At 31.8% G+C, this 25,507-nt stretch carries 27 protein-coding genes and 1 tRNA gene; 16 read left to right on the forward strand and 12 right to left on the reverse strand.

The window, feature by feature from the left end:
* Nucleotides 1-3: 3 nt before the first annotated feature.
* Together HA152_RS00655 and cysK are read right to left on the reverse strand one after the other, a co-directional pair.
* A complete protein-coding gene (locus tag HA152_RS00655; RefSeq protein ID WP_209132498.1) occupies nt 4-681 on the reverse strand; it encodes a DnaJ domain-containing protein in 678 nt (225 codons plus the stop codon).
* 16 nt (nt 682-697) lie between these two features.
* Nucleotides 698-1,666 (reverse strand): cysteine synthase A, encoded by a 969-nt coding sequence (gene cysK / locus HA152_RS00660; protein WP_209132500.1) that lies wholly within the window; start codon nt 1,664-1,666, stop codon nt 698-700.
* 150 nt (nt 1,667-1,816) lie between these two features.
* Between cysK and HA152_RS00665 the strand changes: the two genes are divergently transcribed.
* From HA152_RS00665 to HA152_RS00675, 3 genes are all read left to right on the forward strand, one after another.
* A complete protein-coding gene (locus HA152_RS00665) occupies nt 1,817-2,089 on the forward strand; it encodes a hypothetical protein (RefSeq protein WP_209132502.1) in 273 nt (90 codons plus the stop codon).
* Between the two features lie 8 nt (nt 2,090-2,097).
* Complete coding sequence (locus tag HA152_RS00670; RefSeq protein WP_209132504.1) at nt 2,098-2,772, forward strand: ABC transporter ATP-binding protein; 675 nt, start codon at nt 2,098-2,100, stop codon at nt 2,770-2,772.
* 48 nt (nt 2,773-2,820) lie between these two features.
* A tRNA-Asn gene (locus HA152_RS00675) sits at nt 2,821-2,892 on the forward strand.
* A 334-nt stretch (nt 2,893-3,226) separates the two neighbouring features.
* Here HA152_RS00675 and HA152_RS00680 read toward each other — a convergent pair.
* Nucleotides 3,227-3,586, reverse strand: coding sequence for a DUF7326 family protein (locus tag HA152_RS00680; protein ID WP_209132506.1), 360 nt, complete (start codon nt 3,584-3,586; stop codon nt 3,227-3,229).
* 403 nt (nt 3,587-3,989) lie between these two features.
* Here HA152_RS00680 and HA152_RS00685 point away from each other — a divergent pair, with 403 nt between their 5' ends.
* Entirely contained in the window at nt 3,990-4,772 is a 783-nt protein-coding gene (locus tag HA152_RS00685) for a response regulator transcription factor (protein WP_209132508.1), read from the forward strand.
* A gap of 2 nt (nt 4,773-4,774) precedes the next feature.
* Here HA152_RS00685 and HA152_RS00690 read toward each other — a convergent pair whose 3' ends face one another.
* From HA152_RS00690 to HA152_RS00700, 3 genes are read right to left on the reverse strand one after another with little or no spacing between them, the layout of a single operon-like run.
* A complete protein-coding gene (locus HA152_RS00690) occupies nt 4,775-5,737 on the reverse strand; it encodes a DNA polymerase III subunit delta' (protein ID WP_209132510.1) in 963 nt (320 codons plus the stop codon).
* The gene (gene tmk, locus HA152_RS00695) at nt 5,734-6,372 is read right to left on the reverse strand and encodes a dTMP kinase (RefSeq protein ID WP_209132512.1); all 639 of its coding nucleotides are present in this window, start codon (nt 6,370-6,372) and stop codon (nt 5,734-5,736) included. Before tmk ends, HA152_RS00690 begins: the two co-directional genes overlap by 4 nt.
* Nucleotides 6,373-8,667, reverse strand: a complete 2,295-nt coding sequence (locus HA152_RS00700; RefSeq protein ID WP_209132514.1) for a heavy metal translocating P-type ATPase — start codon at nt 8,665-8,667, stop codon at nt 6,373-6,375. It abuts the gene before it with no gap.
* Between the two features lie 137 nt (nt 8,668-8,804).
* Here HA152_RS00700 and HA152_RS00705 point away from each other — a divergent pair, with 137 nt between their 5' ends.
* Nucleotides 8,805-9,326, forward strand: coding sequence for a photosystem I assembly protein Ycf3 (locus HA152_RS00705; protein WP_002805833.1), 522 nt, complete (start codon nt 8,805-8,807; stop codon nt 9,324-9,326).
* A 3-nt stretch (nt 9,327-9,329) separates the two neighbouring features.
* Here the strand turns inward: HA152_RS00705 and radA are convergent, their stop codons facing one another.
* The gene (gene radA / locus HA152_RS00710; RefSeq protein ID WP_209132523.1) at nt 9,330-10,691 is read right to left on the reverse strand and encodes a DNA repair protein RadA; all 1,362 of its coding nucleotides are present in this window, start codon (nt 10,689-10,691) and stop codon (nt 9,330-9,332) included.
* 107 nt (nt 10,692-10,798) lie between these two features.
* Between radA and rpaB the strand changes: the two genes are divergently transcribed.
* Genes rpaB through HA152_RS00735 form a run of 5 tightly spaced genes read left to right on the forward strand, consistent with a single transcriptional unit; the run spans nt 10,799 to nt 15,567 of the window.
* Nucleotides 10,799-11,545: a response regulator transcription factor RpaB gene (rpaB, locus tag HA152_RS00715; RefSeq protein WP_025892447.1), complete on the forward strand. Its 747-nt coding sequence runs from the start codon at nt 10,799-10,801 to the stop codon at nt 11,543-11,545.
* Nucleotides 11,546-12,964 (forward strand): phosphate acyltransferase PlsX, encoded by a 1,419-nt coding sequence (gene plsX, locus HA152_RS00720; protein ID WP_209132525.1) that lies wholly within the window; start codon nt 11,546-11,548, stop codon nt 12,962-12,964.
* 53 nt (nt 12,965-13,017) lie between these two features.
* Nucleotides 13,018-14,025, forward strand: coding sequence for a beta-ketoacyl-ACP synthase III (locus tag HA152_RS00725; RefSeq protein ID WP_209132527.1), 1,008 nt, complete (start codon nt 13,018-13,020; stop codon nt 14,023-14,025).
* Nucleotides 14,026-14,043: 18 nt separating this feature from the next.
* Nucleotides 14,044-14,940: an ACP S-malonyltransferase gene (fabD, locus tag HA152_RS00730; protein WP_209132529.1), complete on the forward strand. Its 897-nt coding sequence runs from the start codon at nt 14,044-14,046 to the stop codon at nt 14,938-14,940.
* 6 nt (nt 14,941-14,946) lie between these two features.
* Complete coding sequence (locus HA152_RS00735; protein WP_209132531.1) at nt 14,947-15,567, forward strand: lysophospholipid acyltransferase family protein; 621 nt, start codon at nt 14,947-14,949, stop codon at nt 15,565-15,567.
* A gap of 4 nt (nt 15,568-15,571) precedes the next feature.
* Here the strand turns inward: HA152_RS00735 and HA152_RS00740 are convergent, their stop codons facing one another.
* The gene (locus HA152_RS00740) at nt 15,572-16,225 is read right to left on the reverse strand and encodes a molecular chaperone (RefSeq protein ID WP_209132533.1); all 654 of its coding nucleotides are present in this window, start codon (nt 16,223-16,225) and stop codon (nt 15,572-15,574) included.
* Nucleotides 16,226-16,234: 9 nt separating this feature from the next.
* Nucleotides 16,235-16,486: a Ycf34 family protein gene (locus HA152_RS00745; RefSeq protein WP_011817632.1), complete on the reverse strand. Its 252-nt coding sequence runs from the start codon at nt 16,484-16,486 to the stop codon at nt 16,235-16,237.
* Nucleotides 16,487-16,500: 14 nt separating this feature from the next.
* Here HA152_RS00745 and HA152_RS00750 point away from each other — a divergent pair, with 14 nt between their 5' ends.
* Complete coding sequence (locus HA152_RS00750; RefSeq protein WP_209132535.1) at nt 16,501-17,718, forward strand: CCA tRNA nucleotidyltransferase; 1,218 nt, start codon at nt 16,501-16,503, stop codon at nt 17,716-17,718.
* A 58-nt stretch (nt 17,719-17,776) separates the two neighbouring features.
* A complete protein-coding gene (locus HA152_RS00755) occupies nt 17,777-18,196 on the forward strand; it encodes an RNA recognition motif domain-containing protein (RefSeq protein WP_209132537.1) in 420 nt (139 codons plus the stop codon).
* Here HA152_RS00755 and HA152_RS00760 read toward each other — a convergent pair whose 3' ends face one another.
* Together HA152_RS00760 and pds are read right to left on the reverse strand one after the other, a co-directional pair.
* Nucleotides 18,197-19,105: a phytoene synthase gene (locus HA152_RS00760; RefSeq protein ID WP_209132539.1), complete on the reverse strand. Its 909-nt coding sequence runs from the start codon at nt 19,103-19,105 to the stop codon at nt 18,197-18,199.
* 34 nt (nt 19,106-19,139) lie between these two features.
* Nucleotides 19,140-20,540, reverse strand: coding sequence for a 15-cis-phytoene desaturase (gene pds, locus HA152_RS00765; protein ID WP_209132541.1), 1,401 nt, complete (start codon nt 20,538-20,540; stop codon nt 19,140-19,142).
* Between the two features lie 90 nt (nt 20,541-20,630).
* On the opposite strand from pds, the gene ndhM reads away from it, so the two are divergent.
* Both ndhM and HA152_RS00775 read left to right on the forward strand, forming a co-directional pair.
* Nucleotides 20,631-20,978 (forward strand): NAD(P)H-quinone oxidoreductase subunit M, encoded by a 348-nt coding sequence (gene ndhM, locus HA152_RS00770; protein WP_209132550.1) that lies wholly within the window; start codon nt 20,631-20,633, stop codon nt 20,976-20,978.
* Entirely contained in the window at nt 20,975-21,598 is a 624-nt protein-coding gene (locus tag HA152_RS00775) for a DUF3172 domain-containing protein (RefSeq protein ID WP_209132552.1), read from the forward strand. Before ndhM ends, HA152_RS00775 begins: the two co-directional genes overlap by 4 nt.
* A 6-nt stretch (nt 21,599-21,604) precedes the next feature.
* Here HA152_RS00775 and HA152_RS00780 read toward each other — a convergent pair whose 3' ends face one another.
* On the reverse strand, nt 21,605-22,549 hold the full coding sequence (locus tag HA152_RS00780; RefSeq protein ID WP_025922065.1) for a LysR family transcriptional regulator: 945 nt from the start codon (nt 22,547-22,549) through the stop codon (nt 21,605-21,607).
* An 83-nt stretch (nt 22,550-22,632) separates the two neighbouring features.
* On the opposite strand from HA152_RS00780, the gene HA152_RS00785 reads away from it, so the two are divergent.
* Nucleotides 22,633-23,361: an NnrU family protein gene (locus HA152_RS00785; RefSeq protein WP_209132554.1), complete on the forward strand. Its 729-nt coding sequence runs from the start codon at nt 22,633-22,635 to the stop codon at nt 23,359-23,361.
* Nucleotides 23,362-23,394: 33 nt separating this feature from the next.
* Nucleotides 23,395-25,416 (forward strand): NAD(P)H-quinone oxidoreductase subunit 5, encoded by a 2,022-nt coding sequence (locus HA152_RS00790; protein WP_209132556.1) that lies wholly within the window; start codon nt 23,395-23,397, stop codon nt 25,414-25,416.
* Nucleotides 25,417-25,507 lie beyond the last annotated feature (91 nt).

Below are 25,507 nucleotides of genomic sequence, written 5' to 3' on the forward strand. Positions count from 1 at the left end.
CATCTAAAAGTTTTTATTTTTTTTCTCTATAGACATCTTTGATTGTATTCTTTTTGCTTCTTTGATCATTTCTTTGCCATCAAATAAGTAATTATCTACGTATCCTTGTGTATATCTATCAAATTCTGATAGCGCATCTTTAACTTGTGAAAAACAATGATAAAGATCAAGGCCTAAAGCTGAAATAGACTTTGGAACTATTTTTTTATTATAAATTTTTTCAACTTTTTCTATTTTCTTTTGTGAAAGAATAATATAACTGCAAAAATTTTCCATTAGTTCGTCATCATATGGATCCGCAGATAGTTTTTTTATTTCGTTATTCAAAGGTTTAATGATTTGACTAATTAATCTATTTATCGGACTATAAATTTCTTTAATCCATGTTTCAACTTCTTTGTCCTTAATTGAAGAATTATGTTTTTTTGAATTAAATTTCTCTTCCCAATTTTCATTTAATGAATCAAATGATGAGCTGGAAAAGGAAAAACTGCTATCGTATTGTTTCTTTTTTATAGGGTCATTTAGAGTTTCCCAGGCATTTTGTATGGCAAGAAATCGTTCTTTCTTGCCGCCTGCATCTGGATGATGTTGCTTAACTAAAGAGCGATATGAAGATTTAATTTCACTTCTGGTTGCATTTTGTTTGAGGCCTAATTCTTCATATAAATTTTTTTTCATTTTTATAAATTATGCATTAAAGATAACCATCTTTTCTGGCTTGAATTGAAGTATTAGATTCAAACATTGCTGTTGATAAATATCTTTCTCCAAAACTTGGAAGAATAACTATCAATCTTTTATTCATTAGTTCTTTTCTTTTGCCGATTTTTATAGTTGCTGCTAAAGCTGCACCGCTGCTGATGCCAGATAAAAGGCCTTCCAATCTAGCTAATAAACGCCCATAATAAAATGCTTCATCGTCATCTATTTTTATAATTTCATCAATTAATTTAGTATTAAGAACTTTTGGTACGAAACCCGCTCCAATTCCTTGAATCGAATGTGATCCTGCTTTTTCTCCTGAAATTACAGCACTTTTTTGGGGTTCTACGGCATAAATTTTGCAATTTGGATTAACTTTTTTCAAAAAACGTGCACAACCAGTAATTGTTCCTCCTGTGCCTACTCCTGTAACTAGTCCATCTAAATTATTATTGGATTGGGACCATATTTCTTGGGCCGTTGTTCTTTCGTGAATTTCTGGATTAGCAAAGTTTTCAAACTGATTAAATTGATAGCTATTTGCAATGGTTGAAGACAACTCATTAGCTAAATCTAAAGCTCCTTTCATTCCGTCTTTCCCAGGTGTTAGCTGTAATTCAGCTCCATATGCTCTCAACATTGCCCTTCTCTCAATACTCATCGTATCCGGCATAGTTAATATCAATTTATAGCCTTTTGCTGCGGCAACCATTGCTAATGCGATCCCAGTATTACCGCTAGTTGCTTCAATTAAAGTTGTTTTATCTGGTGTTATCAATCCTTCTTTTTCAGCTTTATATAACATTGAATAAGCGATCCGATCCTTAACGGACGCTGATGGATTGAAACTTTCTAGTTTGGCTATTATTTCTGGATAACAATCAAAATACTTTCTGATTCGATTTAATTTAACTAATGGGGTATTTCCAACTAGAGAAGTTATATCATTAGCTATTTCCATGAAATTATTTTTAAAATGCAAAATAAAATTTCCTACATTTATAATAATTGTATTTAAAGATCTTTTATATAATTTTCTCAAAAGAATTTAATTTAAATAACTTCTTGCGGAAAAATATTTAGTAATATAAAAGGGAGTTTTATTAAGATTATGTATTCGTTAGAACTAAGTCTGAGATATTCACCTTTTCCACTTTCAATTCAGAAGAAAGAATTTGATGAGGTTAAACGAATTTATGATGAAATAAAAACTTCTATGAATGAAACTTTAGAATCCTCAAACTTGATCGAATTAAGGTGTGACAAAGTGCAAGATAAATTAATTGCTGTAAGAGCTAAAGAAATCATTTCTGTTCAGATATATGAAAAATCTTCAGTAGCAGGAGGAGCTAAAAGGCCAGGATTTTCTCTCAATATAGATTGATAGAGTTAATGCGAGATTCCCTTGAGAATGAAATACCTCATATTAAATTTAAAGAAGTTTCTTTTTCATATCCAGGAGAAAAAGAAAATTTAATTTTTAAATGTAACTTCTCAATAAAAAAACCTGGATTTTGGATGGTCGTAGGTAAAAACGGGAGCGGAAAAAGTACTCTTTTAAAATTAATTAATGGAATAATCAGACCCAAAAAAGGTGTCATTGACTCTAATGCAAATATTGGAATGGTGTTCCAAAACCCTGATCATCAAATATTGATGCCAAATTGTAGGAGTGAACTTCTGATTAATATTAATCAGAATATAAGTCAAAATGAAATTAATAAAAAAATTGAATATGTGCTTGATCAGGTAGGAATGAATGGTTTTGAAAAAAGGCCAGTTCATACTTTGAGCGGTGGACAAAAACAACGTTTAACTATTGCATGCGCTCTGATTAGTAATAGAAATTTTATTCTTTTAGATGAGCCTACAGCGTTACTTGATCAAACCAGCCAATTAAAAGTTTTACAAACTATTAAAAATCTTACAAGTGACCATAAAAAACCTTTATCAGCTTTGTGGATTACTCATCGTTATGAAGAATTAACTTATGCTGATGCAGTAGCAGAGTTGAAAAATGGTTTTTTATCTAGCTGGCAAGAACCATCAAAATTTCAATATAATTAATTCTTGTACTTGTCATAAGGTACTTTAAAGAGCTAGATTCATTTATATTCCTCGGTAGCTCAGCGGTAGAGCGATCGACTGTTAATCGATTGGTCGCAGGTTCGAATCCCGCCCGGGGAGTTTATAAATTCCAAAAAGTTATTCAAAGTCACCCTAAAAAGGTGACTTTTTTATTGCTTTAACTTCTTTTTTATCAAATAGTGGTTAGCCGAAGATATAATCGAGTATATTTACTTTATATTAATAACAGTATATAGAACATTAAAAATAATTATATTTTATTTTTATACAAAGTGTTAAGGATTATATAATTGTTTTTTTAGAACAGTAATTAGAACATTTACTAAATTCTCTACAAAAATGTAAAAAAATGCTCTTTGATTAATTTTCATTTTTTAAAATTAAGAGATATTTTTGTTTATATCGTTTGAATTAATCCATCATTCAGGAAATTCTAGTCATCCCACATATCCTTTTTCTCTTGATCCAAATTATTCCGTTCAAGTAATTCTATTCTTTGCTTTTGAGAATCTATTTCTGTTTCAATTACGTTTTTATCGTCAATGAATTTTGTTTGTATTTCTAAGATATTTCTTTCAAATTGTTCTCCAAAAAAATCTGACATTTCTCGCCATGCTTCCATTTCCTCTTCCTTGCCAATAGTATCGTTAATCTGATGAGAAATAATTTCTAATACATATTGTTTAAGTTCTTGATGACTCATCGATTCAACTTTTTTTTGAATGTAAAGTTCTTTAAGGGTTTCTAGTTGTTTTTTTGATAAATCAGAATAGATAATAGACTTCTTTTTCATGGATACTTAAATTTTTTTTAATATAGACAAAATTATAAGTTGGAACATTTTTGAGAAATTAATAATTTTAAAATTAGTTAATTCCTTTTTGAAAACTGAAAATCTATATTTAGTTCAATTTTTCTAAGCCATTTAATAGCAATATGAATTAGATATTCTTTCAATTTGTACCATTATTTATTCCTAATAATCCTTTGATTATTAAGAAAAAGTAAATAGAATCGAAAGAAATTCTAAAATTTCAAATTTTTTAAAATTTGTAATTTCCATCTAATTCATTGTTATCACTAAGTTATTTGATAAAACTAATTGATAAAATTTTTTACAGTAATTCAGCAATCTTTATAAATTCTTGAGAGAATCTAAATATTAAAACTTAATTTTAATTTAATAGTTTATAAATATGAAAATTTCAATCCTTTTAATTGAAGATGATCGTGATATGCGTGATTTGGTAGCTAGGCATTTAGAGCATTCTGGTTTCGATGTTCAAAAAGCTGAAGATGGTATTAAAGGACAAGCATTAGCTCTTCAATATTCACCTGATTTAATACTGTTGGATTTAATGCTACCAAGTGTTGACGGTTTAACATTATGCCAGCGACTAAGAAGAGATGAAAGAACATCAAATATACCAATTTTGATGATAACTGCTTTAGGCGGACTTAAAGATAAAGTTACTGGGTTTAATTCTGGAGCAGATGATTACATTACTAAACCATTCGATTTAGAAGAATTATATGTACGCATAAAAGCTTTATTAAGAAGAACTAATAGAGCACAATTAAATTCTAGTAACCAGCAAGAAATACTAAATTATGGACCTTTAACTCTTGTTCCGGAAAGATTTGAAGCTATATGGTTTGAATCTCCTGTTAGGTTAACGCATCTTGAATTTGAACTTCTTCATTGTCTTCTGCAGAGACATGGTCAAACTGTATCGCCAGCATTAATTCTTAAAGAAGTATGGGGATATGAACCTGATGATGATATTGAGACAATAAGAGTTCATATCAGACACTTACGCACTAAACTTGAACCTGATCCACGCAAACCTATTTATATAAAAACTGTGTACGGTGCTGGATATTGTCTTGAGTTACCTATTGGTTCTCAAGTGGAAATTGCTAAGCAAGAGTTCATTCAAGCAAGAAATCCTAATTTGATAAATTCTGCAGTTGATTAATCTTATATATCTTCCATTGATATTTTTAAAAAAGCTATTTCCCATGCCAATCTTGGTTGAATGTTTTTTCTTAAGAGGTACTTTAAATTTTCAAGTTTTTTAACTAAACCAATATTTTTTGTTTTTCTCCACCAAATTGTTTGAATTAAATTTACTAAAAAAATCTGTTGCAAAATTTCTAATTTTTCAGATATTGATTTAGATATTTCTAATATTTCCAGACTATTTTTAATTGGAGAATCCAATTTACCTAAAATTTCATCTGAAAAATCATTCCAAATTTCGATATTTTTCAATAATTGATTTGGAGATCCATTTGAAGAGTTTATTAAATCTTCAAGTTTTATTTTTGTATTTATCTTTAATTTAGAAGTATCTAAATATTCTTTTAAAATTGACTTTATCTGTTTACTAGAAAAAGGTCGAAATCTGACGATTTGACATCTTGAGATGATCGTATCTAAGAGAAGGTTTAATTGAGATGTTAGTAAAATAAAAATGCCGTTACTAGGTTCTTCTAAAGTTTTTAAAAGGCAATTTGAAGCTGCTTCGTTTAAGAGGTGTGCATCAATAATCAAAACAATTTTTTTTTCTGAGTGTATTGATTTTTGACTAAGAAAAGTTTTGATATTACGTATTTGAGCAATTTTAATAATCTCAGATCCACTTCTTATTGTTTTTTCAAGATCGAAACTTCCTGAACTTTTCGTTGCTAAAAGAGAATCAGGTTCAATAATTAAAAAATCAGGATGGTTATTGTTAGTAATTCTCTGTTCAACATTTTCGCCTTGTGAAGACTGTTTGAAAATCTCTTTTATAAATTGAAGAGCAGTTTGCTTTTTGCCTAATCCTTCAGCACCATAAAATATATAACCATTAGCCAATGATTTGTTTTGCATTATATTCTTCAGAAAGGTATTGACTTCTTCATTCAAGAAAAAATTATTTTTTTTAATCTCAATCATTTGTCATTAGAAAAATTGTTTAGCAAAGTCTCTTTAATTTGATTAGAAATAGTTTGAATATTTTGTGAAGCAGATATTACTTTCCAGTTTTTTTGTTTGGCAATTAGTTTGAAACCTTCATTTACTTTTTCTAAAAATCTAATACCTTCTGATTCTATTCTGTCTGGAATTTCATTTTTTCTTCGGAATATGCTCTCTTCTGGAGAAATCTCTAAGAAAAAAGTGAGATCTGGAGATGCTCCTTGACACACAATAGATTCAATATTTTTAATTATTTCTAAATTTATATTTCTTCCATAACCTTGATAAGCCAGTGTGGAATCGGAAAATCTATCACTTATTACCCAATCATTGTTATTTAAAGCAGGTGAAATAAGTTTGGAAACGTGTTCAGCTCTATCCGCTGAATAAAGCAACAATTCTGCAAGAGATGAAGGCTTGTTATTTTCATTATTATCAAGAATCAGTCCTCTAAGTTTTTTACCTAAAAGACTGCCTCCAGGCTCTCTAGTTGTGATTAATTTAGACCCTTTCTTTATTAGACCACTACTTGGCAGCCATTTAGATAGTTTATCTATTTGGGTGGTTTTACCACATCCATCAATACCCTCAATAACGATAAATTTTCCTTTCATTTAATCCAAAGATAAAGCATTAATTACAACTGTAATAGAGCTAATAGCCATCAATAATGCTGCTATTGAGGGAGTAAGAAGAATACCGTATTTAGGGAATAAAATGCCGGCGGCTAAAGGTATAGCTAGTAAGTTGTAACCAAAAGCCCATGTTAGATTTTGCTTTATTTTTCTTATAGTTTTTTTTGCAAGATTTAAGGCGTAAGGTAATCCATTTAGTTGATCTCCCATTAACACTACATCCGCATTTGCTTTGGCTATTTGAGTCCCTGACCCTACCGCAATTCCTAAGTCTGAGGATGCTAATGCTGGGACATCATTAATACCATCACCAATCATTGCCACTTTATTATTAATTTTTAAATTTTCTATAGTCTTTAGCTTCATTTCAGGAAGAAGATCCCATTTTACTTCTGTTTCTTTACAACCAATTTTTTTTGCTAAAGCTAAAACTGTTTGTTTCCTGTCGCCACTTAAAATATTAATTTTAAATTTCTTTTCTCTCAAATTTTGAACTGTTTTAATTGAATCATCTCTGAGTAAATCTCCGAGCAAAATAAAGCCTAATAACTTATCTTTGATACTGACTCCAATAATAGTGTTCGTTTTTGTTTCTTCATTTTCAATGACTTTTTTTGCATCACTATCAATAATTATTCCTTTGCTGTGCAGCCATTCAATATTTCCAATACTAATAAGTCCATCAATTGACTCAAGTTCTCCAGAAATACCTTGCCCTGAATGAGTGAAAATTTTTTTTATTGGGAATAAACTTAAATTTTGCTTTTTTGCCTCTTGAATTAAGGCATCTGCGATTGGATGTCTGCTTTCCTTTTCTAAACTGGCAGCTATTTTTAATAAAAATGAATGATCATTATTATTTTTGTAATCAACAATGAAAGGCTTACCTTTTGTTAAAGTACCTGTCTTGTCAAAAATAATATGATTAATTTTTGAAGCCATCTCTATTTTATCCCCCCCTTTAAATAAAACCCCTTTTTTTGCTGCTTTACCTGATGCAACAGTTATTACAGTTGGGGTGGCTAAACCTAATGCACAAGGACAAGCTATCACTAAAACGGCAATTGATAATTGAATTGCTAAACTCAGGAAATTCTCAGCATTACTACCAAGTGAACTATGCAGTGTATGGCTTGAATGAGTTATTAATTCATGATTTTGACTTAATAAATCAGGCCATATGTTTTTTGCCCCCTTCCACCAAAAGAAGAAGGTTAAAGTAGCAAAAATAAGTACAAAGTAAGAAAATTTACCTGCAATTTCATCAGCAATGCTTTGAATGCGAGGTTTTCTAGCGTTTACAGATTCAATAAGATTTACTAGTTTTGCAAGAGAAGAATCTCCGCCAACTTTTTGTACTTTAAGTCTAAGAGTTGAATTAAGATTTAAAGATCCGCTAGATAGATTTTCGCCTTCTTTTATTTCTATAGGTTTGGATTCTCCAGTAATATGTGAAACATCAACATATGAATTACCTCGGGTAACAATGCAGTCAGCAGGTACTCTGTCACCTGCTAAAACTTGAATCTCTTGATCAGGTCTTAAAGTGTTCACCCTTATTGACTTTATTTGATTGTCTTCTGTGTAGATATTTGCCATTTCAGGTTGAAGATCTAATAATTCTCCAATGGATGAGCCAGTTTGATATCTTGCTCTTTCTTCTAAGTAACGCCCAATCAGTATGAAGCCTAACAGCATAACTGGCTCATTAAAAAAACAAGGAAAACCAGTGGCAGGAAATATTAAGGACAGAAGACTTGTTGTATATGCGCTAATTACTCCAAGAGCTACTAAAGAATCCATATCGGGGCGGTTCTTAATAAATGATTTTAATCCATTAATAATTATTCCTCTGCCGGGAAATAATAGAGCTAATGTTGCTAATGAAGCGTGAAAAAATATATTACCTAATATTGGAAAATTTATATATCTTCCTTCTGCCAGATGACCTAATCCTGAAAATAATAAAAGTAATAGGGCAAAAGTTAGTTTTTTCCATTTATTTTTCCACCTCTTTTTTTTTTCTAATTCTGCTTTATTTATTTTTTTTGAAAAGTCATTTACGTAAATTTTTGATGGGAAACCATTCTCTTTTAGATTTTCGAGAACTGATTCTATTTCTATATGTTTCTGGGTAATTTCAAAATAAGCACTTTCAGTCAGCAAGTTAACAGAAACATTTTCAATACCGTCAGAATTATTCAATATTTTTTCAACAGTACTAACACAACCTCCGCACTTCATTCCTGAAACGCTTAATTGAATGCTCTCCATATTTTTCACGATAAAAGCAAATTAATGCTTAGCTTTATATTTAACTATAATAATAATTAACTATAATAATAAATGTAATAGACTTTTTAAATAGTTATTTTTTAAATTACTATATTAATTTTATTAGATTTTGAGCAGTGCCTAGTAATCAAAACAGAGACAATTTTATTGATAAAGCTTTTACTGTAATTGCCGAATCTATTGTAAAAATAATGCCTATCGCTGAGAAAGAAAAAAAGGCATATATTTACTATAGAGATGGCTTAGCTGCACAAAATAATGGGGATTATTCCGAAGCATTAGAGTATTACAAAGAGAGCTTACTGCTTGAAGAAAATAAAATTGATAGGGGTGAGACTTTAAAAAATATGGCAATTATATATATGAGTAATGGTGAAGAGGATTTGTCTATTGAAACTTATGAAAAAGCATTAGTAGAAAATCCCAAACAGCCATCATGTTTGAAAAATATAGGTTTAATTTATGAAAAAAGGGGAAGATATGCTGAGCAAAATGGTGATTTAGATCAGAGAGATATTTGGTTTGATAAAGCTGCTGAAGTCTGGTCTAAAGCAGTGAGACTTTATCCCGGTGGGTATCTAGATATTGAGAATTGGTTGAAAAACTCAGGAAGAAGCTCAATTGATATGTATCTTTGATTTTTATTTCGATAAAGAATAATCAACAGCTTCTTTGATATTGGATATCTCTTTAATATTTATTAAATTTTGAAAATTATCATTTAGTTCCTCCTCTAGCTTTGGCACTACTATATTTTTGATCCCTAGTCTTACAGCTTCTTCTATCTTTGTCCGAAGATTATTCGATTTTCTAACTTGACCACTCAAACCCAATTCCCCAATAAATGAGCTACTTGGCAAAGGAGGAATATTTTTCAAACTTGATAAAATTGATATTGCTACACCTAAGTCAGAAGATGGATCATTAATCTCAAAACCCCCACCAGTAGCAATATAACAATCAAATTCAGATAATTTTATCCCTACGTGTTTTTCAATAACAGCTAGAATTTGATGCAATCTATTTATGCTTATTCCAGTTGTAATACGTCTTGGGTTACTGTAGAAAGTTTTATTTACTAGTGCTTGTATATCAACTGCTAATGGTCGAGAGCCTTCATTTGTAATCGTAGTCGTTACACCTGAAATGTTTTCTTTATTTGTAAAAATTGAACTTGGGTTTTGTATCTCTCGTAAACCTTCTTCAAGCATTTCAAAAATTCCAATCTCGAAGGTCGATCCAAATCGATTTTTTATACTTCTTAGTAATCTATGTGAGGAAATATTATCTCCTTCAAAGTTTATTACTGTATCAACTAAATGCTCTAGAGTTTTAGGGCCAGCTAAAGAACCATCTTTGGTTACATGACCAATTATTAGAAGAGCGATATTATTATCTTTGGCAAGATTTTGCAATTCAGATGAACATTCTCTAACTTGAGAAACCGATCCTGGAGAACTTTGCATTTCATGATTATGGATGGCTTGAATACTATCAATAATTGCGAAACTTGGATTTACACTTTTGATCTCTTCAATAATTAGGGATAAATTGGTTTCTGCAAAAATTTTCAAATCTATACTGTTTTGATTTAATCTTTCCCATCTAATTTTTACTTGTTCTAGAGATTCTTCTGCAGTTATATATAAAACTTTCTCATTAAGAGATATTTTTCCTGCTGATTGAAGAACTATTGTGCTTTTGCCTATACCTGGTTCTCCTCCTAGTAATACAACAGATCCAGGAACTATCCCACCTCCAAGCACTCGATCAAATTCTCTAAAACCACTTGTAAATCTTGATATTTTTTCTGATGAAATCTCGTTAAACGGTATAGATTTTTTATTATTTTTTATATTTTTTATTTCTTGATATTTAGATCTCTTACTTTTTATTTCTTCAACAATGGAATTCCATGAGTTGCAATTTAGGCATCTACCAAAGTATTGAGAAGTTTCAGATCCGCAATTCTGACAAATAAAAGTCGATAATTTGCTAGACATTAAGTTTCTGAATGAAGTAATGGAACAAGAATGTTTGGGATATTGCCCCTCTACAAGTTAGATTAGGTTAATAATTAATTCTCTTACTGATTAGCTAATAGAAACAAATGGCTCTATCTAGTCAAACTAAAGAAACTATACTGGTCGCAGATGACGAGGCAAGTATTAGAAGGATTTTGGAGACACGTCTCTCCATGATTGGCTACAAAGTTGTAACTGCAAGTGATGGTAAAGAGGCACTAAAGTTATTTAAGGATTATGAACCTGATTTAGTAGTTCTTGACGTCATGATGCCAAAGTTAGATGGTTATGGAGTTTGTCAAGAATTACGGAAAGATTCTGATGTCCCAATTGTTATGTTAACTGCATTAGGAGATGTTGCAGATAGGATAACAGGTTTAGAATTAGGAGCTGATGATTATGTAGTAAAACCATTTAGTCCAAAGGAGTTAGAAGCTAGAATTAGGTGCGTACTCAGAAGAATCGACAAAGAACAAATTCCTGGGATGCCTAATTCAGGATTAATTCTGGTTACGGATATAAAAATTGATACAAATCGAAGACAAGTTTTTAAAAGTGATGAGAGAATTAGATTAACTGGTATGGAATTTAGTCTTTTAGAGCTTTTGGTCAGTAGGTCAGGTGAGCCATTTAGTAGAGGAGAGATCTTGAAGGAAGTATGGGGATATACCCCCGAGAGACATGTAGATACAAGAGTCGTGGATGTTCATATATCAAGATTAAGATCAAAACTGGAGGCTGATCCTGCAAATCCTGAATTAATTTTGACAGCAAGGGGTACAGGATATCTTTTTCAACGGATTGTCGATATTGCTCCTTTTGATGGTAAATAAATGGGAAAAAAAACAGCACAAAAAATTAATAAGTCCAGAGCTATTAGAAGATTAGTTATTTGGTACAAAAGAAATTCGGCTGTGACTTCTATAGTTGATACTGCTGCAAGTTCTGCGGCCACGGCTAGTAATGTTGCGGGTAATATGGTCTCTGGTGCTGGATCAGTAGTAACAACAGCTAGTAATGTTGCAGGTAATGTTGCAGGTAATGTTGCAGGTAATGTAGTTTCAAGTGCTGAATCTGTTGTTAATACTGCTAGTAGTGTAGTTTCAAATGCTAGTTCAATAGCTAAAAATACACTACAGCCATTTGTTTTTGACCCATTAAAAAGATTACAAAATAACGATAATATTTTAGATAGGGTGGAGGAATCTCAATCTAAAAGAATTTGGATCGCAGTTGATGGTATGGGTGGAGATTATGCTCCTGGTCCAATTCTTGAGGGTTGCCTAGAAGCAATAAGTAGATTTCCAATAAATATAAAGTTTGTCGGCAAAATTGAAAAAGTTAAAGATGCAGCAGAAAAAACTGGTTTATCAGAATTATTAGAAAATGAAATAGATAATAATCGTCTTGAATTAATTGATAGTGGAGAACCTATTGGGATGAATGAAGAAGCTACTGCAGTTAGAAAAAAGAAAAATGCAAGTATAAATGTTGCAATGGATTTAGTAAGAAATAATAAAGCTGAAGCTGTCTACTCAGCGGGTAATTCAGGCGCCATGATGGCTTCTGCCATATTTAGAATTGGGAGATTGAAAGGGATTGAGAGACCAGCTATAGGAGCATTGTTTCCAACAAGGGATCAAACTCGCCCGGTATTAGTTTTAGATGTCGGTGCAAATACTGATTGTAAGCCATCTTATCTGCATCAATTTGCTCTTCTAGGTAATATTTATGCAAAAGACGTCCTACAAGTTCAAAAACCAAAAATTGGCCTTTTAAATATTGGAGAAGAAGAATGTAAAGGTAATGATTTATCCTTAAAAACATTTGAATTATTATCTTCTGAAAAAAGTTTTGATTTTGGAGGTAATTGTGAAGGGCGAGATGTATTATCAGGTAGTTTCGACGTAGTAGTCTGTGATGGATTTACTGGAAATATATTATTGAAATTTCTTGAATCTGTGGGAGGAGTTTTATTAGATATTTTGAGATCTGAACTGCCACGTGGCAGGCGGGGGAAAGTTGGTTCAGCTTTTTTAAAAAGTAATCTACTCAGAATTAAGAAAAGGTTAGATCATGCTGAACATGGAGGAGCTTTATTACTAGGGGTGAATGGTATTTGCGTTATTGGTCATGGAAGTAGCAAATCTTTATCAGTAGTTAGTGCTCTTCGCTTGGCTCACTCTGCAGTGAATCATGGCGTTATGGACAATTTAAATCAACTGCAAAAGCTTCAAGTTTTAAATTCATAAAACATATTGAGTCAAATTTATGTTTGACTAATATAAGTAACTAAAAAATTCTTTTGGAAGGAATAAATTTTAATCAGATTGGAGTGTCATTCAAGGGAAGTGGAAGTTATGTACCTGATCAAATCCTAACCAATCAAAAAATTAGTCAAAAAGTTGATACAAACAATGAATGGATACAATCTAGAACTGGCATTTCTGAGAGAAGAATCTCTAGCGTAGAAGATAATGTTACTGAGATGGGTTATAAGGCTGCTTTAACTGCTATAGAAATGGCTAATTGGGATATTAAAACGATTGATTTGATTGTTTTAGCTACTTCTACTCCGCATGATTTATTTGGATCAGCCCCATCTATTCAAGCTAAATTAGGGGCAGCTAATGCTGTAGCTTTCGATTTAACTGCAGCTTGTAGTGGTTTTTTATTTGCCTTAATAACAGCCTCACAATATTTAAAAGGGGGTAGTTTTAAAAGGGCTATTGTTATTGGAGCAGATCAATTATCAAGTTTTGTTGATTGGAACGATAGAAGAAGTTGTATTCTCTTTGGAGATGGTGCCGGTGCATTAGCAATTGAAGCCACAAATGAATTTGATAATTTTATAGGTTTTGATATGAGAACCGATGGGGGAAGGGGTTCTTTTCTTAATCTTCCATCAAAAAAGAATAAGGATTCAATAGTTGATGAAATTGACTTTTTAAGTGGAGGTTTTTCTCCAATTCAGATGAATGGTCAAGAAGTTTATAAATTCGCAGTTAAAGAAGTTCCCCTAATTCTTGAAAAGTTGTTTAAGAAAATGAAATATAATTCTGATCAAGTTGATTGGCTCTTACTGCATCAAGCTAATCAAAGAATATTGGATTCTGTAGGAGAAAGGTTAAAAATTCCCAGAGAAAAGATTCTTAGTAATTTAGAAAAATATGGCAATACGTCAGCAGCAACAATTCCACTAATGATGGATGAGGCTGTAAGAGATTATAGAATTAAACAAAATGATATTATTGCTACAAGTGGTTTCGGTGCTGGGTTAAGTTGGGGTGCAGCCCTAATTAAATGGGGTTAAAAACAAAATAGGAACATTATGACAGTTGCATGGGTTTTCCCTGGACAGGGTTCGCAAAAAATTGGAATGGCAAAACAAATTGAAAATTTGCCGAGCACAAAAGAGAGGTTTAGTTATGCTTCTGAGATATTTGAGAGAAATTTATTTGAAATTTGCGAGTTAAATTCTGATCCAACAAATCCTCTAAGTGATTTGAATAATACGAGAAATACACAAATCTGTCTTTTTTTGGTTGAATCAATTTTATTAGATGCCTTAAAAGAAAATGGTTTTAAACCAACTTATGTTGCTGGGCATAGTTTGGGAGAAATAACTGCATTATATTGTGCGGATGTTTTTTCATTCGAAGACTGCGTATCACTAATAAAAGTAAGATCTCAATTAATGGTAGATGCTGGGCAAGGATCTATGGCAGCAGTAATTGGTTTTGATAGAAATGAACTTGATTTATTAGTCAAAAAAAGTGAAGATGTTGTCATTGCAAACGATAATAGCTCGTCCCAAGTTGTCTTATCAGGATCTAATGAAGAGTTAGACAATTTATCGAAAGAAATTCCTTGTAAAAGATTCCTAAAATTAAATGTTTCAGGTGCATTCCATTCACCATTCATGGATGAGCCTGCAGTTAAATTTTCTGAATATTTAAAACAGATTAAGTTTAAAAGTCCTTCTTTCCCAGTAATAAGTAATTATGAACCTTCATTATGTGACGATCCTAATGAGCTTAAAACTAGATTGGAAAATCAAATGTGTAATGGCGTAAGGTGGCGAGAAACTATGGATTTAATGGCAAAAGATAATGATCTTCATTTTGTTGAAGTTGGCCCATCAAATGTGCTTAGCGGTTTAGCAAAAAGACATATGAAAGATTTAAAAATTTCTCAAGTTTCATCTTCTAATCACATAACTTATTAATTAAGTATGACAAATGATGTTTTTCAAAAATTAATCTATCAATTAGTTAGCAAACTTTTTGTATTGCCAATTTATAGATTTTTTTTTAGAGGTCATTTAATAGGTAGAGAGAATATTCCGCAAAAAAATTCTTTTATAATGGTTTCTAATCATGGTTCTTTGCTTGACCCTCCTTTGTTAGGTCATGCTCTTGGACGTAATATATCTTTCATGGCCAAGGCAGAGCTATTTAAAATACCTTTTCTTGGGTTTATTATTAAAGCTTGTGGAGCTTATCCTGTAAAAAGAGGAATTGTTGATAAAAATACCATTAAAACAGCATGTACAAAATTATCAAATGATAATTGCATTGGAATATTTATTGATGGTACGCGTCAAAAAAATGGTCGAGTGAATAAGCCCAAACACGGTGCAGCATTATTAGCCTTTAAAAATCAAAAATTATTATTGCCTGTCGCAATAGTTAATTCTCATAAACTAATAAGATTTAAATTCTTTATTCCTTTGTTTTCAAAAATAGTTATTAAAGTCGGAACACCTGTTCAACCTCCTCAGAGTTCATCAAGAGATGATCTGAATTCTGTAACAATGTATCTTCAAGATAAAATTAATAATTTGATTGGATGAATATTTAGTTAATTGGAGAAATAGGGTAAAGAGGCAAAACTTTTCTCCAAGAATTTAAATTTGAATTTAATAAATTTTTATTTGCTAAGTTTAATAGTTCTTTTAAATCTTCTTTATCATCATAATTAGCCTCAAAAGTAAGTTCTTTACTCCCAAGTTCTTTGACAACTTTTGGTAAAACTGTTTCTCGAATGAATAGATCCGAGGAATTTTTTTCTTCATAACAAATTTCATATTTACCTGCAATTAAACCTTTTCGTTTTAATTTTTTGTAAATCCAGAATGATTTTTTGTTTGTAAAGATATTATTTTTTGATGCAATTCTTTTTGCCATTATTTCAAATGAACTAAAACTGTCTAGAGGACAATTTATTTGTTGTGAGATAGTTCTTGCTAAAACTACAATAAGTCGTGAAGCATTAAAATTTGCTGGCCCTATGCTGACAGATAACTTATTTATTTTTTGTAAATTTTCTTTGGAAATGAATTTGTTAAGATCATTAATTAAATTGTTGCAAAGGTCATTATCAAATTTTTTGATAAATAATTCATCAGATTCAAGAGTATTGTTTTTTCTATACCCGAAGCCAAAAGAATTGTCTGTGCTATGAATCACTAATGTAGGGTAATTTTCTCTTTGTTTTAATTTATTTGTCATCTATTACCTTTAAACAGGTAATTCCATGCCTGGATTACATTTAGACCATTTACCAAATTCATTTTCAAAACTTTCACAAGATTGAACATCCCAATCAGTTTTATAATCACCATTATTGTCTTTAACTATATTGACATGAATGAATGGTTTTTTTGCTTTAAAATCAGGAAGATCACAAATATGATCAACACCATGATTATTCTCAACATCATGATATGTGATACATCTATCAACCCACTTACAGTTGATGCAAATGCACATAACTATTAAATAAAATGAAAAGTAGCATTCACACAGATCATACACTAATAATTGATGAATTAGAAACAAGTATAAAATTTCATAATTTGGATTTAATATTAGGTTTGTTACCTAAAGGATCATATTTGGTTGGTGGTTATATAAGAGATATTATTTTGGGCAGAAAAACTGAAAAGGCAGATGTTGATATTGTGGTACCTTTAAATGCAATTGAAATTGGGAAAAAGATTGCAGATAATATTGGATCAAAATTTATAATTTTAGATGAAAAAAGAGAAGTAATAAGAATTATTCTTAAGCATATTTATATTGATATTGCTAATCAAGTTTCATCCACGATAGAAGAAGATTTATATTCTAGAGACTTTTCGATTAATTCAATTGCTTTTTTATTTGATAAGAAGTGTTTGGTTGATCCATTAAATGGTCTTAAAGATCTAGAGATTTCTTTGCTTAGAACTAATTCTGAAAAAAATTTACTAAATGATCCTTTACGCATATTAAGATGTTTTCGATTTGTTTCAGAATTGAATTTTAAAATTGATCTTGATTTAATTACCTTTATTAAAAAAAATAAAGGGAAATTAAATCTTGTTGCTAAAGAGAGGATTAATTATGAAATACAGAAAATAGTTCAAGGAGAAAATGCTCTTAATGCAATATTGTTTATAAAAAAATTAAATATATTTAGTACTGATAATTTATCTGAAGATTCTTTTTTTTTGGATTTAGAGAAAATTAATTATTCAGAACTTAATCGAGAAGAAAGAGAAAAATTTCTACCATCATTTTTTATTGCTCAAATTTTAGATGTTGTATCCTTAGAAAAACTTAAATTTAGTAAATCTGAAATAGCAAAAACTAAGTTATTACGAAAATGGCATTTTTTGTTGGAGAAAAAAAATATATCTCAATTAACTGAATCAGATAGATTTGCTTTACATAAAGAATTAGAGATGTTTCTTCCAGCTTTTATTTTTTATTTGCCTCAAAACTTTCGATTAGATTGGCTTCATAGATGGCGAGACAATAATGACAAATTATTTCATCCTTCAAACTTACTTAATGGTGAGGTAATCAAAAAAAATTTAAAAATAAAGGATGGGCCTATCTTAGGAGAGCTGTTACGCTATCTTTCAAAGGAACTTGCATATAAGAGATTAAATAATTTTGATGAAGCTATTTATAAAGCAAAGCGATGGATTGAACAAAATGCACCAAAATGTGATTAAATACACATAGCTAAGTTTTGTTTAGAAGTTCAGACTTCAAAATCATTTTTAAAAATTTATGAGCATTCGCATTTACATTGGCAATTTACCACAAGGATTTAATCCAAAAGAATTTGATACACTTTTAAAGTCAGTTTCTGATTCGATTAGATTTAAAGCAGTACTAGATAAGGAAACTAAAGAATGCAGGGGGTTTGGTTTCGCGACAGCTAATAATGACGATAATGCTAATTTATTAATTCAAAAGTTAAACGGTTTTGAATTTAATGGTTCTAAATTACGAGTTGAGCTATCCGAAAAGAAAGATTCTGCTTCAAATAAAAGAAATGGTGGAAAATTAAACAAAAATAAGAAGAGGAAAGACTTTAAGAAAATTGTTCATAGTGATGCTCCTAACCTAGAAGCACCTGATCCCAGATGGGCTGGAGAATTATCTAAATTGAAAGATTTGTTGGCTAATCAGAAGACGCCTGCTTAGTTACTTAATTCTAGAAATTAAAAAAGATATTGGAATCTCAAGAGCTTTTACTGAATTTTTTACAAAAGCTCTATTATTAAAAACATCATAATCTAATCTTTCAATAGAATCTAATATTCCTCTGTAAAGACGTAAAGATGTCCACACAGGCCATCTTGCGTCAGAAGATAGCCACTTAATACCATCCTCAGACTTTTGGAACCATTCACGAGCTCTTGTTAATTGAAAGTTCATCAGTGCTTTCCACTGCTTGTTTATTTTTCCTTTTAAAAGTTCTTCTTCAGAATAATTAAATTTTTCAATATCCGCTTGAGGGAGATAAATTCTTCCTCTGTGTCTATCTTCTCCCACATCTCTTAATATATTGGTTAATTGATTTGCAATTCCAAGCGCTATAGCTGCTTCAGAGGGGTCAGGCATGGCACTCCATGGGGCTGATGTATAAGCACTATCAATCCCCATCACATTTTGAGTCATTAAACCAACAGTCCCCGCAACTCTATAACAATAGAGTTTTAATTCATCAAAATCTTTGTATCTAAATTTATTCAGGTCCATTCTCTGGCCATCTATCATATCTAGATAAGGTTGAATACTTTGTGGATATTTCTCGATCGTATCTAATAGAACTGAGTCTAATTCAGATTTAATATTCCCTTTAAATACATTTTTAGTATTTTCTTCCCATTCATCTAGATTATCTGAAAGCTCATCTTGTGATTTAGTTGAGGCTTCTACGCTATCCATTATTTCATCTGTTCTTCTACACCATACGTAAATAGCCCAAATAGCTTTTCTCTTTTCTTGAGGTAATAGAAGAGTACCCAAGTAAAAGGTTTTAGCCCATTGTTGAGTTTCTTTTCGGCATATCTCGTATGCTTGATCTAGTTGAGAAATTGAATTTTTCAAAAAGTTTTAGCTGAATTGAATGATCTTGCAAATGTTATGAAGAAACATTTTGAGAGGTTTTGGAATATTCCTTATTAATTGATTCCGCGCATAATTTGCCACTTAAAACAGCTCCTTCCATAGATGCTAAATATTTTTGCATTGTATAATCACCAGCTAAAAAAAAGTTTTTTATGGGGGATTTTTGACTAGGTCTGAACTCTTGACATCCCGGAATTGCCTTATAAACAGATCTTGGTGTTTTAACTACTTTATATTTTCTTAATTTTGTCTTATCGTCACCCATGAAATGTGTTGGGAATAATTTCTTCAATTCTTCCATAGTTGCATCAACGATGTCTTGATCACTTCTATTTATCCAATCTTTTGCCGGTGCGAAAACTAATTCAAGCATTGATCTATTTGGATCTTCGTATTCTTTACATGTAATACTCATATCTGCGTAAACACTGAGAAGTGGTGATCTGCTAAATAGTAGATGGTCGATATCCGTTAATTTTTTGTCAAACCATAAATGGATATTAATGACTGGCACACCATTTAAACCATCTAATTTAGAAAATGCATCTAACCCTTTCCATTGTTTAGGGATCATTAATTTAAAGAGATCTACAGGCATTGCACTTACATAAGCATCCGCCGTTAGCTCTTCCTTTTCGTTTTTATCTAAAGAGGCAACAGTAAAACTTTTTACTGTACTGTCCTCATTAAGGTTGATTTGTCTTAATGGACTATTCATGTGAACTTCTCCACCACGAGCAGTAATATAATCAACCATTGGCTGACAAAGTCTTTCTGGAGGAGCTCCGTCGAGGAATGCCATTTTAGAACCATTTTTTTCTTGTAAAAATCTGTTTAATGCTGTTAATAAAACTGTAGATGATATTTCATCAGGCCCAATGAAATTAAGAGCTTTACTCATCGCTATAAAAACTTCATCATTAACCCTTTCCGGTATATTGTGCTCTTTTAGCCAATCGGTCCATGATTTTGTATCACATTTATCTAAGTACTTTTGGCCTCTCAACATTGCAGGCACTAAACCTAATCCAAATAGAATCTTTTCATTCCAAGAAAGCATATCATTATTGCTTAATATTGCTGAAACTCCATTAACGGGAGCAGGTATATCGGGAAAGTCGAATCTACTGTAAGTTCCAGGCTCTGATGGCTGATTAAAGATCATTGAATGACTTTTCCATTGGAGTCTATCTTCAATATCTAGTTCCTTAAAAAGTTGCAACATATTTGGGTAGGCTCCAAAAAATATATGTAACCCAGTTTCATACCAATCCCCATCTTCGTCTTTCCATGCGGCAACTTTCCCACCTAAAACATCCCTAGCTTCGAGTACAATCGGTATGTGTCCATTATCGACTAAATATTTAGCACATGATAAACCTGCTAAACCGGCACCAGCAATTACAACACGCATTATAAAATCAAGAAAAAAATTAACACTTACTAATAAGCTACATTAAAGTTAGAACATAATAGTTTTTTTCGTTGATTATTTCGTAAAATTATGGAAAAAATGCTTTTAAAATCGACTACTAGACATGTAAGAATTTTCACTGCCGAAGTGGTAGATGAAGAATTAAAGTTTCATCCCAATAAACTAACTCTTGATTTAGATCCTGATAATGAATTTATTTGGAATAAAGATTCTCTAAACAAAATAAATGAAAAATTCAATGAATTAATAAAAGGGAGAGCAGGAAAGGATTTAGATGATTATGAACTTCGAAAAATAGGATCAGAAATCGAGGGTTTAATTAAATTTTTGCTTCAAGATGGTCAGTTAAGTTATAACCCTGATTGTAGAGTAATGAATTATTCAATGGGTTTACCAAAGACAAATGAAGTGCTGTGAATAGATCATCCTCAAATAGAAGGCCAAGGAGAGGCTCAAATAGAAGTTATTATCCTCCTAATCCAAGGGACATGGATTCGTATGGTCAAAGAAACAATAGATTGCCTGCTTCTTCTGAACAAAAGATCAACTTTAGTACAGGAACCATTGCCGTACTTGCTGGAGTACTAATTTTAGGAGTTGGTATTGGAAGCGCTATTACCAGTACAACGGATGGCGGTCAGGGAAATATAGCAAGTCAACAACAATTAGATATGGCTGTTCCAGACCCTGAATTTTGCAGACAATGGGGAGCTAGTGCTTTTGTAATTGATGTTGAAATGTATACGACTCTAAATCCATCTACGAGTTTTGTAACGCAACCAGCTCTTCAGCCAGGGTGTGTGATTAGAAGAGAGAATTGGACAGTGTTACAGAAACAGGGCGCAATTAGTAATGAAGATGTAAGAGAATGTAAGCAAAGGATGAATACTTTTGCTTATATTGGTTCTATAAGAGATAAGCCAATAGTTAAGTGCGTTTATCAGACTGATGTAAATGAAAATAAATTTATAATAAAAGGCGATGGACAAGCCGAAGATGGAGGGGTAGGTATTAATAAAGAAGCAATTCAGTTTTGATCAAAATTATATATGCCTTAAAGGGCTTTCTAAACTAGCAAATTGTGGAAGAATGTTTTTCTTAAATACTTCTGATGCTCGTGATGTATATCTTGACGGATTAGTAATTAATTTAAGTTCTCTTTTCACCTCTAAATCAGCAACGAATGCTTTGTGGATTGTTCCAGCCGATAATTCTCTTTCAATAGAAACAACAGGCAAAAAGGAAGCTCCTAAGCCTGATTGAACCGCATTCTTGATTGCTTCAAGAGAGTTAAGTTCCATTTCAATTTTTAATCTTTGAATATCAAGCCCAGAATCTTGGAGAAGTTTGTCAACAACTTTTCTTGTTGTAGATTGTGAGTCTAATGTTACAAAATTTAATTTGTATAAGTCTTCCTTTAGAAGCTCTTTTTTGGTGGAAAGTGGATGTTTAGATGGTAAAACTAATGCCAATTCATCAGTGGCATATGGAATTACTTGCAGCAAATTTTCCAAATCGCCAGGTAATTGACCGCCAATAATGGCTAAGTCAATTTGTCCATTGGCGACACTCCAACCAGTTCTTCTAGTACTGTGAACTTGAAGTTGAACGGATACATCAGGGTATTTTTGTCTGAATAGTCCTATCATTCTCGGCATTAAATACGTACCCGTTGTTTGGCTCGCTCCAATAACAAGAGTTCCACCTTTTAAGCTATTTAAATCTTCAATAGCTTTGCAAGCTTCGTCGCATTGATTCAAAATTCGTTCACAATATTCAAGTAATAGTCTCCCTGCTTCAGTCAATAGAGCCTTCCTTCCACCTCTATCGAAAATTGTGATTTCAAGTTGTTTTTCTAAATTTTGTATTTGTAAACTCACGGCAGGTTGGGTTACATATAAGAGGTCGGCAGCTTTTTTAAAACTTCCTTGAGCTGCTATAGCTTTTAATATTCTTAATTGGTCGAGTGTAAATGGTAATTCTGGCATCTATTATGCCTACAATTTCTTATAATTCTAATGCTTAGATGCATTCTTGTTAAGAACAAAAATTATTTGAACAATCTAAATATATGGAGACTCATAAAACTTCCCTAATTATTTTACTTTTGATTTTGATTTTTGCGGTAATTCATAGTGGGGGAGCTGCTTTAAGAATCAAAGCAGAATCTATTATGGGTCCGAGATTATGGCGCTTATGTTTTGTTTTCTTAAGTTTGCCATCTGCAATTATCTTGATTAGCTATTTTTTGGCTCATAGATATGACGGAATAAGATTATGGAATTTACAGGGAAATAATTTTGTTTTTATGGTCGTTTGGTTCTTAACTGCAATAAGTTTTTTATTTTTATATCCCGCTACTTACAATTTGCTAGAAATTCCTTCGGTTTTAAAACCTAAAGTACGAATCTATGGAACTGGGATAATGCGAATCACAAGACATCCACAAGCATTTGGTCAGATAATTTGGTGTTTTGCTCATACTTTATGGATTGGCACATCATTCACCTTAGTAACTTCTATTGGCTTAGTTTTGCATCATCTTTTTGCAATTTGGCATGGCGATAAGAGATTAGCAAATAGATTTGGAGAAGAATTTGAAATTTTTAAAAAAAATACTTCCATAATCCCTTTCATGGCAATACTTGAGGGCAGGCAAGAATTTAAGATTAAAGAATTTTTTAGGTTATCTCAATTTGGTATATTAATCGCAATAGGCGTACTTTGGTGGTCTCATCAATATATAAATATTGCTGTTAAAACATTTAATTCATCATTTTTGTCTGAATTTTTCAATTGACAGTTTAAAATCAAAATATAAGTTCTTTAAAACATGCCACAAGCTTCAGAAATTGCCTGGTTAATTCCCGTTTTTCCACTTATTGGAGCAGTGCTTTCTGGCTTAGGACTAATAAGCATCAACAAGAAAATAAATAATTCAAGAGAAATTGTTTCTGTAGGTCTAATTTCTTTCGTTGGGATTTCTGCGGTAATTAGTTATAAAGCTTTAATTGAACAAATTAATGGTTATCAATCAGTAGAGAAATTATTTGTATGGGCCAATGCAGGGGATTTCACAATTCCAATGGGGTTTGTCCTTGATCCTTTGGGAAGTGTAATGCTTGCGTTAGTAACTACAATAACTTTGCTTGTAATGATTTACTCTCATGGTTACATGGCGCATGACAAAGGTTATGTCAGATTTTTTACATATCTAGCATTATTTAGTAGTTCAATGATGGGATTAATAGTTAGTCCGAATTTATTAGAAATTTATGTTTTTTGGGAATTAGTTGGGATGTGTTCTTATTTATTGGTTGGTTTTTGGTATGACAGGGATGGCGCTGCACACGCTGCACAAAAAGCATTTGTTGTTAATAGAGTGGGAGATTTTGGTTTATTGTTAGGAATTCTTGGTCTATTTTGGGCAACAAATAGTTTCGATTTTAATGAAATTGCTACTGGAATTTCTCAATCGATATCTGACAATTCGATACCCATTTGGGCTGCTTTATTGCTTTGTTTCTTAGTTTTTTTAGGGCCAATGGCTAAATCTGCTCAGTTTCCTCTTCACGTGTGGTTACCTGATGCGATGGAAGGCCCGACTCCTATTTCTGCACTTATCCATGCTGCAACAATGGTTGCAGCGGGAATTTTTCTTGTAGCAAGACTTCAACCTTTGTATTCAATATTCCCCTCTATTCAGTTCATTATTGCTTTAGTTGGCACCATTACTTGTTTTTTAGGAGCCTCTATAGCTCTGACCCAAATGGATTTAAAAAAAGGTTTAGCTTATAGCACAGTTTCTCAGCTTGGGTATATGATGCTCGCAATGGGTTGTGGAGCACCAGTAGCTGGAATTTTTCATTTAGTGACTCATGCTTGCTTTAAAGCAATGCTATTTTTGGGATCTGGTTCAGTAATACATGCTATGGAAGAAGTGGTTGGCCATCAGCCTGTATTAGCTCAAGATATGAGATTGATGGGCGGTTTAAGAAAAAAGATGCCATACACTTCAACAACATTTTTAATAGGTTGTATAGCAATTAGTGGAATTCCTCCATTGGCAGGTTTTTGGAGTAAAGACGAGATTCTAGGAAATGCTTTTATATCATTTCCAGCTTTTTGGTTCGTAGGACTTCTCACAGCTGGCATGACTGCTTTTTATATGTTTAGGCTTTATTTCTTGACATTTGAAGGAGATTTCAGAGGGGACAATAAAGAATTACAAAAACAGCTTCTAATAGCCTCTAAAACAAACCTAGATGAAGAAAATGAAGAAGAGCACGAAGAAAATGGCTCTATTCATGAGTCACCCTGGTCAATGACATTTCCCTTGGTATTTCTGGCTGTGCCGTCTGTAATTATTGGTTTTATGGGACTTCCATGGGATAGCAAAATTGCAAATTTACTAGATCCTGAAGAAGCAGAGACTGCTGCAAAAGCCTTCGAATTAAAAGAATTTTTGCCTTTAGCAATTGCGTCAGTACTTATTGCATCAGCTGGAATCATTATTGCTTATCAGGCATATTTTGTACGAAAAATTAATTTATCAGTTTTATTTGCCGAAAAGTTTCCTAGTATCAACCGATTTTTATCCAATAAATGGTATCTAGATGATATAAATGAAAAACTTTTTGTTAAGGGTAGTAGAAAACTTGCTAAAGAAGTTTTAGAGGTTGATTCTAAGGTTGTTGATGGCGTCGTAAATCTTACTGGACTTGTAACTTTAGGCAGTGGAGAAGGTTTAAAATATTTTGAGACTGGTAGGGCTCAATTTTATGCGCTTATTGTTTTTGGAGGTGTAATTTTACTAGTTGCTATATTTGGTTTTCAATCTCCTCAAGTATCTTAATTACAATTGTGTGTCTTCACTGTCCATTGGGGTGAAAAAATACAGAAAATTTCTAGACTTTATTTAAGATAAATTTCTTATTAAATTGAGT

The sequence above is a fragment of the Prochlorococcus marinus XMU1412 genome (assembly GCF_017696315.1).
In the GTDB taxonomy this organism is placed as follows: Bacteria; Cyanobacteriota; Cyanobacteriia; order PCC-6307; family Cyanobiaceae; genus Prochlorococcus_A; species Prochlorococcus_A marinus_AF.